We start from the raw sequence: 15,233 nt of genomic DNA, 5'->3' as shown, positions 1-15,233 counted from the left end.
TGAACAGCGTCAGCCCTCGTCGTCCCAGGGCGCGGCGCCGTCGTCGGACGTCGCGGCGGCCTTGGCCTTCGGCGCGGCCTTTTTGGCCGCCGGCTTCTTGGCGGCGGGCTTTTTCGCCGCCGTCTTCTTGGCCGGAGCGTCGCCTTCGGCCTTGGCCTTGGACTTCGAAGCCGCCGCCTTCTTGGCGGGCTTCTTAGCCCCGCCCTTGGCCGCGCGTTCGGCGATCAGGGCCAGCGCCTCTTCCAGGGTGATGGCGGCCGGATCCTTGCCCTTGGGCACATTGGCGTTGGTGTCGCCGTGCTTGATGTAGGGGCCAAAGCGGCCCGACAGCACGCGGATCGGCTTGCCGTCCTCGGGGTGGTTGCCCAGTTCCGCCAGGGCCGCGGCGGCCGCGCGTTGCGGACGTCCGCCGCCGGCGCGCTTGTCGGCCAGGATGGCCACCGCGCGGTTGAGGCCCACGTCGAACACCTCGTCGGCGTTCTCCAGATTGGCGTAGGTGCCGTCGTGCAGCACGAACGGTCCAAAGCGCCCCAGGCCCGCCGTGATGACCTTGCCGTCGTCCGGGTGCTTGCCCACCTCGCGCGGCAGCGAGAGCAGGCGCAGGGCCTTCTCGAGATCCATGGCCGAGGCGATCCAGCCCTTGGGCAGGGACGAGCGCTTGGGCTTGTCGCCGCTGCCTTCGGCGGCCAGCTCCTCGACATAGGGGCCAAAACGGCCGTTCTTCAGCCAGACCGCCAGGCCCGTGGCCGGGTTGAGGCCCAGCTGCTTGTCGGCGCTCTCGGCGTCGCCGTCGCCTTCGGACACGCCCAACTGGCGGGTGTAGCGGCACTCCGGATAGTTCGAGCAGCCGATGAAGGCCCCGAACTTGCCGGTCTTCAGCGACAGTTGCCCCGAGCCGCACGTGGGGCACAGGCGCGGGTTGGAGCCATCGCCCTTGTCGGGGAAGATGTGCGGGCCCAGCGCTTCGTTCAGGGCGTCCAGGACATTGGTGGTGCGCAGCTCGGCGATCTCGCCGACGGCGGCGTGGAAGTCCTTCCAGAACTCGCGAAGGAACTCCTTCCAGTCCAGCTTGCCGTCTGAGACGAGGTCGAGCTTCTCCTCCAGCGCGGCCGTGAAGTCGTACTCGACATAGCGCTTGAAGAACTGCTCCAGGAACGCGGTGACCAGGCGGCCCTTGTCCTCGGGGATGAAGCGCTGCTTCTCCATGCGGACATATTCGCGGTCGCGCAGCACGCCCAGCACCGAGGCGTAGGTCGACGGACGGCCGATGCCCAGCTCTTCCATCTTCTTGACGAGGCTGGCTTCCGAATAGCGCGGCGGCGGTTCGGTGAAGTGCTGGTCGGCGCGCGACTTCAGCACCTTGGCGCTGGCGCCCTCGGTGATGGCGGGCAGGCGGGCGCTGTCCTCGTCGCCCTCGTCATCGCGGCCTTCTTCGTACACCGCCAGATAGCCGGGGAACTGCACCACCTGGCCGGTGGCGCGCAGGCCGGTCTGGCCATCGGCGCTGGTCAGGTCGACGGTCGTGCGCTCGATGCGGGCGCTTTCCATCTGCGAGGCGATGGTGCGCTTCCAGATCAGCTCGTAGAGGCGCCCCAGCTCCGGCTCCAGGCGCAGCGAGCCCGGATTGCGGCCCATGCTGGTCGGGCGGATGGCTTCGTGGGCCTCCTGGGCGTTCTTGGCCTTGGACTTGTACATCCGCGGCGAGTCCGGGACGTACTCCTTGCCATAGACCGCGCCGATGACGTCGCGGGCCTCGAAGATGGCTTCGGGCGCCATCGAGACGCCGTCGGTCCGCATATAGGTGATCAGACCCACCGTCTCGCCGCCGATGTCGACGCCCTCGTACAGCTTCTGGGCGGCCTGCATCGTGCGCTGGGCCGAGAAGCCCAGCTTGCGGGCGGCTTCCTGTTGCAGGGTCGAGGTGGTGAAGGGCGGGGCGGGCGAGCGCTTGCCGGGCTTCTTCTCGACGGCCTCGACCTTGAACACGGCGGCCTCGACGGCGGCCTTGGCGGCCAGGGCCGAGGTCTCATTGCCCAGGTCGAACTTGGTGAGCTTCTTGCCCTCGTGTTTGACCAGACGGGCCAGGAACGGGTCCGATCCGGCCGTGACGTCGGCGTCGACGGTCCAGTATTCCTGGGTCTTGAAGCGCTCGATCTCCAGCTCGCGATCGACGACCAGGCGCAGGGCCACCGACTGCACGCGGCCGGCCGAGCGGCTGCCCGGCAGCTTGCGCCACAGCACGGGCGAGAGCGTAAAGCCGACCAGATAGTCGAGGGCGCGGCGGGCGAGATAGGCCTCGACCAGCTCCATGTCGAGATCGCGCGGGGCCTTCATGGCCTCGGTCACGGCGGTCTTGGTGATGGCGTTGAAGGTAACGCGCTGGACGGTCTTGTCCTTCAGCGCCTTCTTCTTGTTGAGCACTTCCAGCACGTGCCAGCTGATCGCCTCGCCTTCGCGATCCGGGTCGGTGGCCAGGATCAGGCGGTCGGCCTTCTTCATGGCGTCGACGATGTCGCTGACGCGCTTGGAGGCCTTGGCGTCGACCTCCCAGCTCATGGCGAAGTCGTTGTCCGGCTCGACCGAGCCGTCCTTCGACGGCAGGTCGCGGATGTGGCCGTAGGAAGCGAGAACCGTGTAGTCGGACCCGAGGTACTTGTTGATGGTCTTGGCCTTGGCCGGGCTCTCGACGACGACGACGTTCATTCTGACTCTTGTTCAGGAAAAAGAGATCGCCCTGCAGGCGAGCGGCGCGAAAGTGGGGGCTTCACTAGGGGTCTGTCAACGAAGGACCCGGAAAACAGTCAGGCTTTGGTGTCCGGTAGGCGCTTGTTAAGCCCCTTGCGCGACACTGACGTGGCAAGTTCCACCTGTGCTGACCCCGATGGACCTGACCGTCAATCGGATCGCCACCGAGGCCTATGTCTCGCCGATCCGCCCGATCAAGCCCGTGACCTCCAACGCCGAACGCGCGGAGATCGTCGATCGGCTGAAAGAAGCCGTGCGCGCCGCGCCGGCGGCCGGGACGGGGCTGCTGGTGGATCTGAGCGTTTAGAGCGGTCGACCGCGCAGGGCTTCGCAATCTGTGGGGCCGGCGCTTGGTTGCTCCGTAGTCACCGGGATCACCTGCGTCTGCCGATGGAGAATGGGCGCTAGCTGCCATTCCTTGTGCACGCGAAGCAGATGCACTGTGTCCAGCCAACCTTCCGCATTGGTCATGATGCAGACCGTGTTGGCGTCCAGACCTACGGTCTGCAGTGGTGGGTCGATATAGCGATCAGCCTCGAAGGTTAATGCCAAAAGGCCAACCGTACCCATGAAGTACCCGTAGGCGATGGGCAGGGTGGCGACGGCCAACGTCGTCAGTCGGGCTGTGCGGTGCCAGGGGAGCCACCCTGTTGCAAACGCTAGAAAGCAGTAGGCGAAATAGGCGATCGCCAGTGCCCAGATATTGGCGAGGATTGGCACGAACCTGACGCCGGTGCAGCCTGCCAGCCCCATTGCGACCAGCCAGACGATCGATGCCCAGAGCAAGGCCTTGGCGATGTTCATCTGGAGGCTTGATGGCAAAACCTTGACCAGGATTTGCGCGATCAATGCCGCAACGGGTGCGGACAGCAGCAAAATCCAGATCAGTTTCAGCAGATTCACTCCGGTGTATCCTTGGTTGGCTTCGATCTTCGGTTGCGCTTCGAGCATTGGCAAGCGCTACCATTCGCCTACTTCCTGACGTCTAGTCGTGGTCCACAGCGTCTCGGGCCGGCGCTTCGGCTTGTGGCTTGGCGAACAGATGGCGGGCTGGAGACGACGGGGCGGGAAGGGCGCGGCGTTGGCGGTGAGCGTGGTCGCGCACGCTGTGGCCGTGGCCGTGCTGCTGGGCGCGCCTGTCACGCCTGCGCCGCCCGAGGCGCCGTCCGTCATGGTCTCGCTCGTCGAGCCGCCGCCACCCCCGCCGCCTCCACCGCCCGCGCCGCATGATGCGCCGAAGTCACCGGTCCAGGCGCCCAAGAAGCCGCCGTCGCCGGAGAAACCCAAGGACACCGCCCGCGCCGCGCCGCGCTCGCCGCTGCGGGTGACCCAGGCGCCGGTCCCCAAGGACGTGATCCCGCTGCCGGCCAGTCCGAAGCCGGCGCCCGCACGCGTGATGGGCCTGGGCGAGGCCGAGCTGACGGGCGCGGCGACCGCCGGCTCGGGGGCTGGCGGCGGCGGGGGCGCGGCGGGCTGCGACATGGTTCGGCTGCTGCAGGAGGGTCTACGCAAGAACCCGCGCGCCCGGGCTTCGCTGATGCGGGCCCACGCCGCCACCGTCGGCGCCGGCCGCGCGCCGCTGGTCTGGAACGGCGACTGGCTTCGCACCGACGGCGAGGAAGGCGACGGCCTCTCAGGCCTGCGCGAGATGATCATGCTGGAGGTCGCCTTCGCCCCCGCCGCCTGCCGGGCCGAGCCGATGCGGGGCCTCGTGCTGATCTCGCTGAACGACGGCCCCGGCGCGGCCCGCTTCGCCCTGGGCGGCGGCCACTGGCGGTGGTCGGACCTGCTGTTCGCCAAGGGCGCGCGGCGTTAGGCCCTAGAGCCTTTAGCCTGAAATCGGAATCGATTTCAGGCGTTAAAAAGGCTCTAAATCATATACTTAGAGCGTGAGGCCGAAACCGGTTCCCACTTTCGGCCTCACGCTCTAGTCTTCCGCAGTACGTAGAGCCCGCCCGGGATCGCGGCGTCGGCCTGACGGCGCAGCGGCGTCTGGCGATGCTGGATCACCTCCAGCCCGACGCCGGCGGCGGCCGCGCGGACATAATCGTCGCCGTGCGCGTAGCGCGCCGAGGGCAGCAGTCGCCACCCCGTCTCGCCCTGTTCGACGCTGAAGGCCAGCAGGCCCTCGTCGCTGAGCGCCTCGGCCGAGGCGGCCAGGATGTCGCCCAGGTCGCCGAGATAGCTGAACACGTCGGCGGCGACGATCAGATCGAAGCGATCCGACGTCTCGCGCAGGAAGGCGACGGCCTCGGCGTGGACCAGCGCGTCATAGCCGCCGCGCTCGGCCGCCTTGGCCAGCATGGCGTTGGAGAGGTCCACGCCGGTCAGGCGCGCGACGGCGGCCCGGAAGGGCGGACCCGCCAGGCCCGTGCCGCAGCCGAGATCCAGCAGGTGTTCGAACCGGCGCCCGGTGACGCCGACCATCTCGGCCAGGATCGCCGGGGCCTGGTACTCCAGGTTCTCCACCAGCTGGTGGTCGAAGCGCTCGGCGAAGGCGTCGAACAGCGCTTCGACATAGGCGGGCGGCGCGCGGTCGATCTCGGGATCGGTCAGCACCCGCAGCTCATGGGCCTGGATCGCATCCCCCTGCGAGCGGGCTTCCAGCCATCGACCCAGCTTGCGCGCGGCGTTCAGGCGCTGGAAGGCCACGAGAGCGGAAAAGCCTTCGCGCGCCACGGTGTCGAGATCCTCGGCCACCGGCCCGGCGATCCGCCCATAGAGCGCCAAGGCGGTATCGGCATCGCTGTCGTCCAGCGCGGCGTAGGCGGCCGAACGGGCCCAGGTCAGGCGCGCGCCGTCGTGGAAGCCCTCCTGGTTTTCCATCGCCGCGAACGTCTCGGCTGCCTGCGCGAATGCGCCGGTCAGGTAGAGCGCCTGGGCCAGACAGAGAAAGCGGATGGGCTCAGCGCCTGGCTGAGCGGCGGCGGCGTGCAGGGGCACCACCGCTTCGGTGAAGCGTCGCAGCCCCATCAGGGTCAGGCCCAGGCCAAACAGGGCCTCGCCCTCATGCGGCAGGACCGCCAGCACGGCGCGGAAGCCGGCCTCGGCCTCCTCCAGCCGTCCCTCGCCATGGGCTTGAACCGCCTCGTCGAAGGTCCGTTGCAGGGTTTCGGCGTCCACGACTCTCTCCGGTGCGTCTGCCGCCAGCCTATCAGCCCGGGCCCGAAGCGGAAGCTCAGGTTCCCGCGACCAGTCCGCCGTCCAGAAGCTCGGCGCGGCCGGCCAGGCTCAGCTCCACCAGCGCCGCCATCACCGCCGAGGCCGGGGCGGCGGCCGCGCGGACGAGGTCGTCGCGCGATACGGGGGTGGGGGAGAGCAGGGCGGCGATGCGTTCGCGCAGGGCGTCGTGGTCGATGTCCATCTCGGGCGCCGGTTCATAGCGGTGATCATGTTCACGCAGATGCGTCTGGCCCGACAGCGAGCGCAGAACGTCCTCGGCGCCTTCGCACAGGATCGCGCCCTGGCGGATCAGGTCGTTCGTACCCTTTGAGCGTGGGTCCAGCGGCGAGCCCGGCACGGCGAAGACGTCGCGGCCCTGTTCGGCGGCCAGGCGCGCGGTGATCAGCGAGCCCGACTTCAGCTCGGCCTCGACGACGATGACGCCCAGCGACAGGCCCGAGATGATCCGGTTGCGGCGCGGGAAGTCCTTGGCCTGGGCCCGGCGGTCGGGCGCGCTTTCCGAGACCACGCAGCCCTCGGCGGCCAGACGGGCGTGCAGCCTGTCGTGCTCGGGCGGATAGATGTCGCCGACCCCGCCGCCCAGCACCGCCACCGCGCCGGTGGCCAGCGAGCCTTCGTGGGCGGCGCCGTCGATGCCGCGCGCCATGCCTGACACAACGACATGGCCGGCGGTTCCCAGATCCGTGGCCAACTGGCGCGCAAAGCGCTGGCCAGCGGCCGAGGCGATGCGGGCCCCGACGATGGCCAGACTGGGCTGGGAGAGCAGTTCGGCTCGCCCCAGCGCCCACAGCACGGGCGGCGGCGGATCCAGGGCCGCCAGCCGGGGCGGGAAGTCGGGCTCGCAGCCGCAGATCAGGCGCGCGCCCAGTTTCTCGCCGGCCTCAAGCTCCTGCTCGATCGCCTCGCGCGGCGGCAGGGACAGCGGCACGGCGCGGCCGCCCTTGCGCGAGAGATCGGGCAGGGCCGACAGCGCCCGCTCGGGCGTGCCGTAACGGGTGATCAGGTGGTCGAAGGCGACGGGGCCGACGGTCTCGGTGCGCGCCAGGCGCAGCCAGGCGAAGCGCTGGATGTCCGAGAGCCGGCCCGAGATCACGGCGCGTCGGGCGCGGGGGGAGCATCCTCCGCCGGCTTCTTCTTGCCGATCTTGGGCTCCTGGCCCTTGAGCAGGCGCGCGATGTTCTCGCGGTGACGGATGAAGATCAGCACGGCCATGAACAGGCACAGGCCCAGCATCGGATAGGGCTGGTCGAAGGCCAGGGCGAAGGGGGCGGCCAACACGGCGGCGGTCAGCGCCGCCAGAGAGCTGATGCGGAACAGGGCGGCCATGGCCAGCCAGGTGGCGCCGGCGGCGACGCCCACCGGCCAGGCCGCGCTCAGCAGCACGCCATAGAAAGTCGCCACGCCCTTGCCGCCCTTGAACTTCAGCCAGACGGGGAACAGGTGACCCAGGAAAGCCGAGCCGCCGGCCAGGGCGATCACCGCCGGATTGCCGTTGGTCAGGTACCGGGCCAGCAGCACGGCCACCACGCCCTTGCCCGCGTCGCCCAGCAGGGTGATGGCCGCCAGGTCCTTGCGGCCCGAGCGCAGCACATTGGTCGCGCCGATATTGCCCGAGCCGATCTGGCGGATGTCGCCCGCGCCGCCCAGCCGCGTGGCGATCAGCCCGAACGGGATGGAGCCCAGCAGGTAGCCGCCGACGATGGCGATCCCGATGGTGAGGTAGGCGATGGCGGCGAGATCTTGCACGGTTCGACCCTAAGGCGAGTTGCGCGCGAATTCAACCGCTGCGCAAGCGAAAGTTGTGAGATAGGTTTAGTGCAGAGTCGGACGTCATCCAAATCCTCCCCCCAGAGGGGGAGGCGGCGCGAAGCGCCGGAGGGGGAAGAGGCAGGGTCAGCAGGACTTCCCCCTCCGTCGGCTGCGCCGACACCTCCCCCGCTTGGGGGAGGGGTTGGGAGCTACCCCTCCGCCCGATGCACCACGCGGCCATCCACCACCGTCATCAACACCTGGCCTTGCAGCCGGCGCCCGTCGAACGGCGAGTTCTTCGATTTCGATAACAGGCGTGCGGCGTCCACGATGATCGGCGCGTCGATGTCGCAGAGCACGAGGTCGGCCGGCGCGCCGGGCGAGAGGCGGCCGCCGCGCAGGCCCAGCAGCTGGGCTGGGGCCAGGGTGACGGCGCGGACTAGGTCGAGCAGCGGCAGGCGCTCCTCGTGGTACAGCGACAGCAGGGCGGGCAGCAGGGTTTCCAGACCCACGGCGCCGGGCGCGGCCTCGTCGAACGGCAGACGCTTGTCCTCGGCTGGGGCCGGGCTGTGTGAAGAGACGACGATGTCGATCAGGCCCGAGGCCAGGGCCTCGATCAGGGCCTGGCGGTCGTCCTCGCCGCGCAGGGGCGGGTTCAGCTTGGCGAAGGTGCGGTAGTCGCCGATGTCCAGCTCGTTGAACGACAGGTGGTTGATCGACACAGAGGCGTTGATCCGCAGGCCCTTGCCCTTGGCGCGAGCCAGGGTTTGCAGCGCCTGGGCCGAGCTGATCTGGTCGACCAGCAGCTTGCCGCCGGTGGCTTCCAGGAGGGCGACGTCGCGCTCCAGCATGATCCGCTCAGCCATCGGCGAGATCGAGGGCAGGCCCATACGGCCGGCGAACTCGCCGCCGATCGCCGCGCCGCCCCGGCCCAGCCACGGGTCCATGGGCCGGTGGGCCAGCAGGGTGTCGAAGCCCTTGGCGTAGGTCAGGACGCGCTGCATGACCTTGCTGTCGACGATCGGCTTGCCCGCGTCGGTGACATAGACGCAGCCGGCCTCGCGCATCAGGCCGATCTCGGCCATCTGCTCGCCCAGGAGGCCCTTGGTCGCCGCGCCGGCCACCAGGATGCGGGCGCTGTCGACGTCGCGGGCCCGGCGCAGGATGAAGTCGACCATGCTGGGGTCGTCGATCGCCGGCGCCGTGTCGGGCTGGACCACGAACGAAGTGACGCCGCCGGCCGCTGCGGCCTTGGCGGCGCTGGCCAGGGTTTCCTTGGTCTCGGCGCCGGGCTCGCCCGTGCGGACGCGCAGGTCGATCAGGCCGGGCGCCAGAAGCGCGCCGCCGCAGTCCACCACGCGGACAGCCTTGCTGAGCTTGCCGAACTCGCGGCTCTTGGCCACGTCGGTGATGACGCCTTCGGAGACGATGACGCCGCCGGGGCCGTCATAGCCGCTCTCGGGATCGACCAGGCGGGCGTTGACGAAGGCGAGGGGCTGGGGGGCGTTCATTGGGCCGCCTCCAGACGGGCCGCGAGGCTGGTGAGCACCGCCATCCGGGCGGCGACGCCCATCTCGACCTGGTCCTGGATCAGGCTGACGGCCGGATCGTCGGCGACGTCGGAGTCGATCTCGACGCCCCGGTTCATCGGGCCGGGGTGCATGACCTTGGCGCCTGGCGCGGCGCGGGAAAGCTTTTCGCGGTCAAGGCCATAGAAGCGGAAGTACTCTCGCGTGGACGGCACGAAGGCGCCCTGCATCCGCTCCAGCTGGAGGCGCAGCATCATGACGACATCGGCGCCGGCCAGGCCCGACTTCATGTCGTGGTGGACGGCGACGCCCCAGCGCTCGGCTTGAGCCGGCATTAGGGTCGGTGGTCCCACAAGGCGCACGCTGGCGCCCAGGGTGTGCAGCAGGGCGACGTTCGAGCGGGCCACCCGGCTGTGCAGCACGTCGCCGCAGATGGCGACGGTGAGGCCCGACACGCGACCAAAGGCGCGGCGGATCGACAGGGCGTCGAGCAGGGCCTGGGTCGGGTGCTCGTGCTGGCCGTCGCCGGCGTTGACCACGTGACCGCTGACCTTCTGGCTCAGCAGGCTGGCCGCGCCGGACGAAGCGTGGCGCACGACCAAGAGGTCGGGCCGCATGGCGTTCAGGGTGACGGCCGTGTCGATCAGGGTCTCGCCCTTGGCGACCGACGAGGTCTTGGGGTTCATGTTGACGACGTCGGCGCCCAGGCGCTTGCCCGCAAGCTCGAACGAGCTCTGGGTGCGCGTGCTGTTCTCGAAGAACAGGTTCATCAGCGTCCGACCCTTGAGGATGTCGAGGGTCTTGGAGGTCTGCCGGTTCAGGGCGACGAAGGCGTCGGCCAGATCCAGCAGGTCCGCCGCCTGGGGCGCGTTCAGATCGCCCGCAGACAGGAAATGGCGCTTGGGAAAAGCAAAGACGCGGCTGCGGATCGTCTCGATCGCGGCGCGGGCGGGGTCATGGGCGGAAGCCGTCATGAGCCCGCGTCTTAGGCGGCTTTGACCGTTAAGGAAAGGCCGGGGTGGCGGGGTCCTGCAGCGCACCGTCTCGCCCGCTCAAATCACACCCTCACTTGTTGCCGCGTGCAGGAGGCGCATACTGTAGAGGTCGCGTTCGAAAGCGCGGCGATCGGGGTTGGCCATGCTGTTGCTTATGCTCGCTTTGTTGCAGGCCTCCGCGCCGGCCGAGGAGACCCGCGCGACGCTGCAGTCCTGCCAGATGACCGACAAGGGCTGGGTCTGCCACTACCAGATGCCGACCGAGATGACGGTCAAGCCGCTGGAGGGGCAGCCGCCCGTCATGGCGCCGCCCCCTTCACTAGAGCTGGCGCCAGCTGCGCGCGCCAAGCCGGCTGTTGACAAGCCGGCAGAAGCGCCCGCTCCCGAAACCACAACGGATCTGTCGCGCCAGACGCGTCTGATCGCGCGGTGCGGTGACGCCAAATGGTACTCGCCCTGTCTGCCCGGCGAGCGCAAGGAGGCCCAGCTCCTGAGAGAGGCTGCGGCCAAGTCAGCGGCCTTGCGCGGCAAGGTCACGGCGCTGTTGAGCGAGAATCGCTGCGACGAGGCGGTGAAGGCTGCGCTGGAGGGCGGTGACCTGCCGCTGGCGCGCGAAGCCCGAGCGTTCTGCGCGCCGCAGCGCTGAGCCCTTATCTGGGCGTCAAAAAGAAAGAGGAGGGGGCCCTGGGCCACCCTCCTCGATAGTCTCACGATTGAGGTTGCGCTTAGCGACGCGGCGGAGCCGGTTCGCAGCGCACGCCGTCGGCGCAGCCGGTGAAGTGGATCTGCGGCGCTTCGACCGTGACGGCCGAGGGACGCACATGCACTTCCGGACGATGCAGATAGATCTGCGGCGCGGCCACGCGGACCGGCGGAGCGTCGACATAGACCGGCGGGCCCTGGATATCGATGCGGCCCGACGGCACGACGACCGGCTCGCCGTAGACGCGCACGCCCGGCGCCGCGACCCGGATGTCGCCCCAGCCCGTGGTCGGGCCGTAGAACACCACCGGGCGGGTGCAGAGGCAGTCGTCCGCAGGCGGGCCCGGCGGCGGCGACGGCGGGCGCGGCGCGGGCGGATAAGACGGCGGCGGCGGCACCGGCGGATAGCTGCGCGCGGCCGGCGCCGGCGCATAGTTGCGGCCGTCCGCGAGCACAGGGCTCACCGACATGCCGGTGACGGCGACCGCCACCAAACCCATCAAGACCTTTTTCGTCACTCGAGCCCCCTCGTTTGCCCTCAACCCAAAACTGTACAGTCGTGGAACGAACTTGGAGTCCGATCCCGGAACGCGACAATTAACCTTAACCAAAGAAAAAACGATGTTGTCCCGAAAATTCACCCGCTGAGCGAATTTCTTTTTCGGTGGGGCCGTCTGGCCTCAGGGGAAAACCCAAAAAGAGTTTCGGGCGAAAGCGGCGTTACTTCAGACGAATTCCGTCCGTTAGCAGACTAGCCACCTGTGCGCGGCGGCGTGCGGCCCGCACCACAGGGGACGACCTGCCAGGTGAAGCTCGCGTCGCGCAGTTTGTGCCGGGTCACCACGATCCTGTAGGTGGCCGGCGCAGTGTTGCTTCCAGTCCGCGCCGGTTGATCGAGCACCTGCTCGGCCCGGTCCTCATAGAGCGGCGGGCTGTAGACCTTCTCATAGCACTTGCCAGGCTCAGGATTGGGCGGACAGTCCGCGCCGTCGCTGGCGACGCCGATGTCGGCTGTCAGCAGAACGATCAAGGCGGCGCTCGCCGCAGTCGCGCGATGGCGATCTGCTTTCAGTCTCAAGTCCACGCCCGTCCCCCGTTTTGGCAATCAACGAATGTTAACCAACTCGGTTCGCGCTCGAAAAGCCTCGACTTTCTCGCCGGGAGGGAATGTTCGATGCGGACCCTGATCTAGAGGCCGCGCAGACGCTCCAAGGCGCCCTGCAGAATCCAGCCGGCGGCCATCTTGTCGACCACCTCGTCGCGACGCTTGCGCGAGATGTCATGCTCGTCGATCAGCACGCGGGTGACCGCCGCCGTCGACAGACGCTCGTCCCAGAAGGTGATCGGCAGGTCGGGCTTCAGGCGCAGCAGGTTGCGGCCCAGCGCCCGGTTGGACTGGCAGCGCACGCCCTCGGTGCCGTCCATGTTCATGGGCAGGCCGATGACGATCGCGACCGCGTTTCGGCTGTCCATTAGCTTGAACAACTGCTCGGCGTCCTTGCTGAACTTGGTCTTCTCGATCAGCGCCAGGGGGCTGGCGACCGTGCGCGTGACATCCGAGACCGCCACGCCGATGGTCTTTTCGCCCGGGTCCAGGCCCACGATGGTGGCGTACTGGGGCAGGGCGGCGGCGAAATCTTCGATGTCGAGAACGGGCATGGCGGTCTTCTACGTCCTCGCCTCGCGCTTGTCGAAGGGCGTCGCGCCGGGCGTCAGCCTGGCCCCTCGACAGGCCAAGGGTGAGGCTGAAGGAGAGGTTCGCCTTGAAACACGAGCCTTCGCCCGCTACCCACCGACAATAACAGTCAATGCTGACTATCTATCCGGAGTAGCCTTCCATGGCCATTGACGCCGCCACCGTGCGGAAGGTCGCGCGCCTCGCCCGCATCGCGACGCCCGAAGAGCGCCTGGAGCCGCTGGCCCAGGAACTGAACGGCATCATGACGTGGATCGAGCAGTTGGCTGAGGTGGACACCGACGGCTGCGAGCCCCTGACCAGCGTGGTCGCCGCTGGCCTGCCGCTGCGCGAGGACGCCGTCACCATGGGCGGAGATCCTGCCCGCGTGACCAGCAACGCGCCCAAGTCGATCAACAACTTCTTTGTCGTGCCGAAGGTCGTCGAATAATGAGCCTGACGAACCTGACCCTGAAGGCCGCCATCGACGGCCTGGCCGCCCGCGAGTTCACCTCGGTCGAGCTGACCCGCGCCCACATCGAGGCCATCGAAGCCGCGCGCGGTCTGAACGCCTACATTCTGGAAACCCCGGAACAGGCGCTGGACATGGCCGCAAAGTCCGACGCCCGCCGGGCGCTGGGCGAGGCCGGTCCGCTGGAAGGCGCGCCGCTGGGCGTGAAGGACCTGTTCTGCACCAACGGCGTGCGGACCACGGCCTGCTCGAAGATCCTCGAAAACTTCGTCCCGACCTATGAGTCGACCGTCACGAGCCAGCTGTGGCGCGACGGCGCGGTGATGCTGGGCAAGCTGAACCTGGACCAGTTCGCCATGGGCTCGTCGAACGAGACCAGCTATTTTGGCCCTGTCACGAACCCCTGGCGCGCCCAAGGCTCGACGAAGGCCCTGACCCCCGGCGGCAGCTCGGGCGGTTCGGCTGCGGCCGTCGCCGCCGATCTTTGCCTGGGCGCCACGGCGACCGACACCGGCGGTTCGATCCGCCAGCCGGCCGCCTTCACAGGCACCGTCGGCATCAAGCCGACCTATGGCCGCTGCTCGCGCTGGGGCGTCGTGGCCTTCGCCAGCTCGCTGGACCAGGCTGGCCCGATCGCCAAGACCGTCGAGGACGCGGCCCTGCTGCTGACCTCGATGTCGGGCCATGACCCCAAGGACTCGACCAGCCTCGACGTGCCCGTGCCGGACTTCACCCAGTTCGTCGGCAAGTCGGTGAAGGGCCTGAAGATCGGTATCCCCAAGGAGTACCGCGTCGACAACATGCCGGCCGAGATCGAGAAGCTCTGGCAGGACGGCATCGCCTGGCTGAAGGAGGCTGGCTGCGAGATCGTCGACATCAGCCTGCCGCACACCAAGTACGCCCTGCCGGCCTACTACATCGTGGCCCCGGCCGAGGCGTCCTCGAACCTCGCCCGCTATGACGGCATGCGCTACGGCCTCCGGGAAGAGGGCGCGAACCTCACTGAAATCTACGAGAACACGCGGGCCTCGGGTTTCGGCGACGAGGTCAAGCGCCGCATCCTGATCGGCACCTATGTGCTGAGCGCCGGCTATTACGACGCCTATTACCTGAAGGCGCTGAAGGTGCGTCGTCGCATCGCCGAGGACTTCGACAACGCCTGGGCCCAGTGCGACGCGATCCTCACCCCGACCGCGCCCTCGGCGGCGTTTGGCCTTGGCGAGAATTCTAACGATCCGATCGCCATGTACCTGAACGACGTCTTCACGGTGACGACGAACCTGGCGGGCCTACCGGGTCTGAGCCTCCCCGCTGGTCTAGACGCCAACGGGCTCCCGCTGGGCCTGCAGATCATCGGCAAGCCACTGGACGAAGCGACGGTTTTCTCGGTCGCGGGAGCGGTCGAAAAGGCGGCCGGGTTCAAGGCCAAGGCTGAAAAGTGGTGGTGATGTGAAAAGGGCGGCTCCAATCGGAGCCGCCCTTCTTCTTAGGATCGGTATCGAGCCTTACATCGGCGTGGTCGGTTCCGGCGTCGAAGGCGTCACGGGTTGCGGCGCAGCCGGCGCCGGGATCACCAGCGGCGGCGGTTCTGCGATGGCCGGCGCGCTGACCGTGGGCGTCGAGGCCGGCACGGTCGCACTGACGTTCGACGCTGCGGTCGACACGTCCGGCGCGGTTGTTTCACGCGGAGCGGTCGACGGGCTGCGCGTGACGGCGCGGCCTTGAACCGAGGCGCGAGGCGCTGACGCGCGCGCGACAGGCGCTGGCGCCGGAGGCGTTTCGTTCATCGCCAGCTCAGTGGGCTGGGGAATCGGCGTCGCGGGTGGCAGCGTCACGGATGAACGCGGCGCGGGCTGGCTGTCGGTTGTGGCCATCTGAAGCGATTGCGGATCGGTCGGCGTCTCGGGACGGTCGCCCATCGCCATCCAGACCAGGCCGCCAGCGACCAGCGCGAGAACCGGCGCCCCGACCATCAACGGCAGATTTCCGCCAGCGCTCTTCTTGGGCGTTCGTGCATAAACGGGCTGCGACGGAAACAAGGCTGAAGCATTCGGATCGGCGGCGACAGTCGGTTCTGGTGAATCGAAATTGAGTGCCGGGCGATTCGTGTAAGCGGTGGGCATTTCTACCTCCGTGAGTGAGCAGTTCGTGGAATCGAACGGCGCGATAACTCGACGGTTCCC

16 protein-coding genes are annotated in these 15,233 nt (G+C 68.4%); 5 read left to right on the top strand and 11 right to left on the bottom strand.

The window, feature by feature from the left end; translation table 11 throughout:
* Positions 1-9: 9 nt before the first annotated feature.
* Positions 10-2,703: a type I DNA topoisomerase gene (topA, locus tag J2X45_RS16070; protein WP_310216643.1), complete on the bottom strand. Its 2,694-nt coding sequence runs from the start codon at positions 2,701-2,703 to the stop codon at positions 10-12.
* 178 nt (positions 2,704-2,881) lie between these two features.
* On the opposite strand from topA, the gene J2X45_RS16065 reads away from it, so the two are divergent.
* Entirely contained in the window at positions 2,882-3,052 is a 171-nt protein-coding gene (locus J2X45_RS16065) for a hypothetical protein (RefSeq protein ID WP_310216754.1), read from the top strand.
* Here J2X45_RS16065 and J2X45_RS16060 read toward each other — a convergent pair.
* Positions 3,049-3,696, bottom strand: a complete 648-nt coding sequence (locus tag J2X45_RS16060; protein ID WP_310216640.1) for a hypothetical protein — start codon at positions 3,694-3,696, stop codon at positions 3,049-3,051. The two genes, J2X45_RS16065 and J2X45_RS16060, sit on opposite strands and share 4 nt — an antisense overlap.
* 91 nt (positions 3,697-3,787) lie before the next feature.
* Between J2X45_RS16060 and J2X45_RS16055 the strand changes: the two genes are divergently transcribed.
* The gene (locus tag J2X45_RS16055; protein WP_310216752.1) at positions 3,788-4,561 is read left to right on the top strand and encodes a hypothetical protein; all 774 of its coding nucleotides are present in this window, start codon (positions 3,788-3,790) and stop codon (positions 4,559-4,561) included.
* A gap of 104 nt (positions 4,562-4,665) precedes the next feature.
* Here the strand turns inward: J2X45_RS16055 and J2X45_RS16050 are convergent, their stop codons facing one another.
* From J2X45_RS16050 to J2X45_RS16030, 5 genes are all read right to left on the bottom strand, one after another.
* Positions 4,666-5,868 (bottom strand): methyltransferase, encoded by a 1,203-nt coding sequence (locus J2X45_RS16050; protein ID WP_310216637.1) that lies wholly within the window; start codon positions 5,866-5,868, stop codon positions 4,666-4,668.
* A gap of 55 nt (positions 5,869-5,923) precedes the next feature.
* The gene (dprA, locus tag J2X45_RS16045) at positions 5,924-7,021 is read right to left on the bottom strand and encodes a DNA-processing protein DprA (RefSeq protein WP_310216635.1); all 1,098 of its coding nucleotides are present in this window, start codon (positions 7,019-7,021) and stop codon (positions 5,924-5,926) included.
* The gene (gene plsY, locus J2X45_RS16040; RefSeq protein ID WP_310216632.1) at positions 7,018-7,674 is read right to left on the bottom strand and encodes a glycerol-3-phosphate 1-O-acyltransferase PlsY; all 657 of its coding nucleotides are present in this window, start codon (positions 7,672-7,674) and stop codon (positions 7,018-7,020) included. Before plsY ends, dprA begins: the two co-directional genes overlap by 4 nt.
* A gap of 212 nt (positions 7,675-7,886) precedes the next feature.
* Entirely contained in the window at positions 7,887-9,188 is a 1,302-nt protein-coding gene (pyrC, locus tag J2X45_RS16035) for a dihydroorotase (RefSeq protein ID WP_310216629.1), read from the bottom strand.
* Positions 9,185-10,180 carry an aspartate carbamoyltransferase catalytic subunit gene (locus J2X45_RS16030; RefSeq protein ID WP_310216626.1) on the bottom strand — a complete coding sequence of 332 codons (996 nt, stop codon included), beginning with the start codon at positions 10,178-10,180 and terminating at the stop codon, positions 9,185-9,187. Before J2X45_RS16030 ends, pyrC begins: the two co-directional genes overlap by 4 nt.
* A gap of 163 nt (positions 10,181-10,343) precedes the next feature.
* On the opposite strand from J2X45_RS16030, the gene J2X45_RS16025 reads away from it, so the two are divergent.
* Positions 10,344-10,847 (top strand): hypothetical protein, encoded by a 504-nt coding sequence (locus J2X45_RS16025; protein WP_310216624.1) that lies wholly within the window; start codon positions 10,344-10,346, stop codon positions 10,845-10,847.
* Positions 10,848-10,926: 79 nt separating this feature from the next.
* On the opposite strand, the gene J2X45_RS16020 is transcribed toward J2X45_RS16025, so the two are convergent.
* The 3 genes from J2X45_RS16020 to ruvX all read right to left on the bottom strand — a co-directional run bounded on the left by J2X45_RS16020 (position 10,927) and on the right by ruvX (position 12,562).
* A complete protein-coding gene (locus J2X45_RS16020) occupies positions 10,927-11,421 on the bottom strand; it encodes a hypothetical protein (protein WP_310216621.1) in 495 nt (164 codons plus the stop codon).
* Between the two features lie 233 nt (positions 11,422-11,654).
* The gene (locus J2X45_RS16015; protein ID WP_404980082.1) at positions 11,655-11,933 is read right to left on the bottom strand and encodes a hypothetical protein; all 279 of its coding nucleotides are present in this window, start codon (positions 11,931-11,933) and stop codon (positions 11,655-11,657) included.
* Positions 11,934-12,091: 158 nt separating this feature from the next.
* Positions 12,092-12,562, bottom strand: a complete 471-nt coding sequence (ruvX, locus tag J2X45_RS16010) for a Holliday junction resolvase RuvX (RefSeq protein WP_310216616.1) — start codon at positions 12,560-12,562, stop codon at positions 12,092-12,094.
* Between the two features lie 179 nt (positions 12,563-12,741).
* On the opposite strand from ruvX, the gene gatC reads away from it, so the two are divergent.
* Both gatC and gatA read left to right on the top strand, forming a co-directional pair.
* Entirely contained in the window at positions 12,742-13,029 is a 288-nt protein-coding gene (gene gatC, locus J2X45_RS16005; RefSeq protein ID WP_310216614.1) for an Asp-tRNA(Asn)/Glu-tRNA(Gln) amidotransferase subunit GatC, read from the top strand.
* On the top strand, positions 13,029-14,498 hold the full coding sequence (gatA, locus tag J2X45_RS16000) for an Asp-tRNA(Asn)/Glu-tRNA(Gln) amidotransferase subunit GatA (protein ID WP_310216611.1): 1,470 nt from the start codon (positions 13,029-13,031) through the stop codon (positions 14,496-14,498). The genes gatC and gatA overlap by 1 nt, the downstream gene beginning before the upstream one ends.
* 57 nt (positions 14,499-14,555) lie before the next feature.
* Here gatA and J2X45_RS15995 read toward each other — a convergent pair whose 3' ends face one another.
* Positions 14,556-15,023 (bottom strand): hypothetical protein, encoded by a 468-nt coding sequence (locus tag J2X45_RS15995; protein WP_310216609.1) that lies wholly within the window; start codon positions 15,021-15,023, stop codon positions 14,556-14,558.
* Positions 15,024-15,233 lie beyond the last annotated feature (210 nt).

The sequence above is a fragment of the Caulobacter sp. BE264 genome, assembly GCF_031457805.1.
Taxonomy (GTDB): Bacteria; Pseudomonadota; Alphaproteobacteria; order Caulobacterales; family Caulobacteraceae; genus Caulobacter.
The sequence above is the reverse complement of the archived record's forward strand: the minus strand, read 5'-3'. Positions and strand labels throughout refer to the sequence as shown.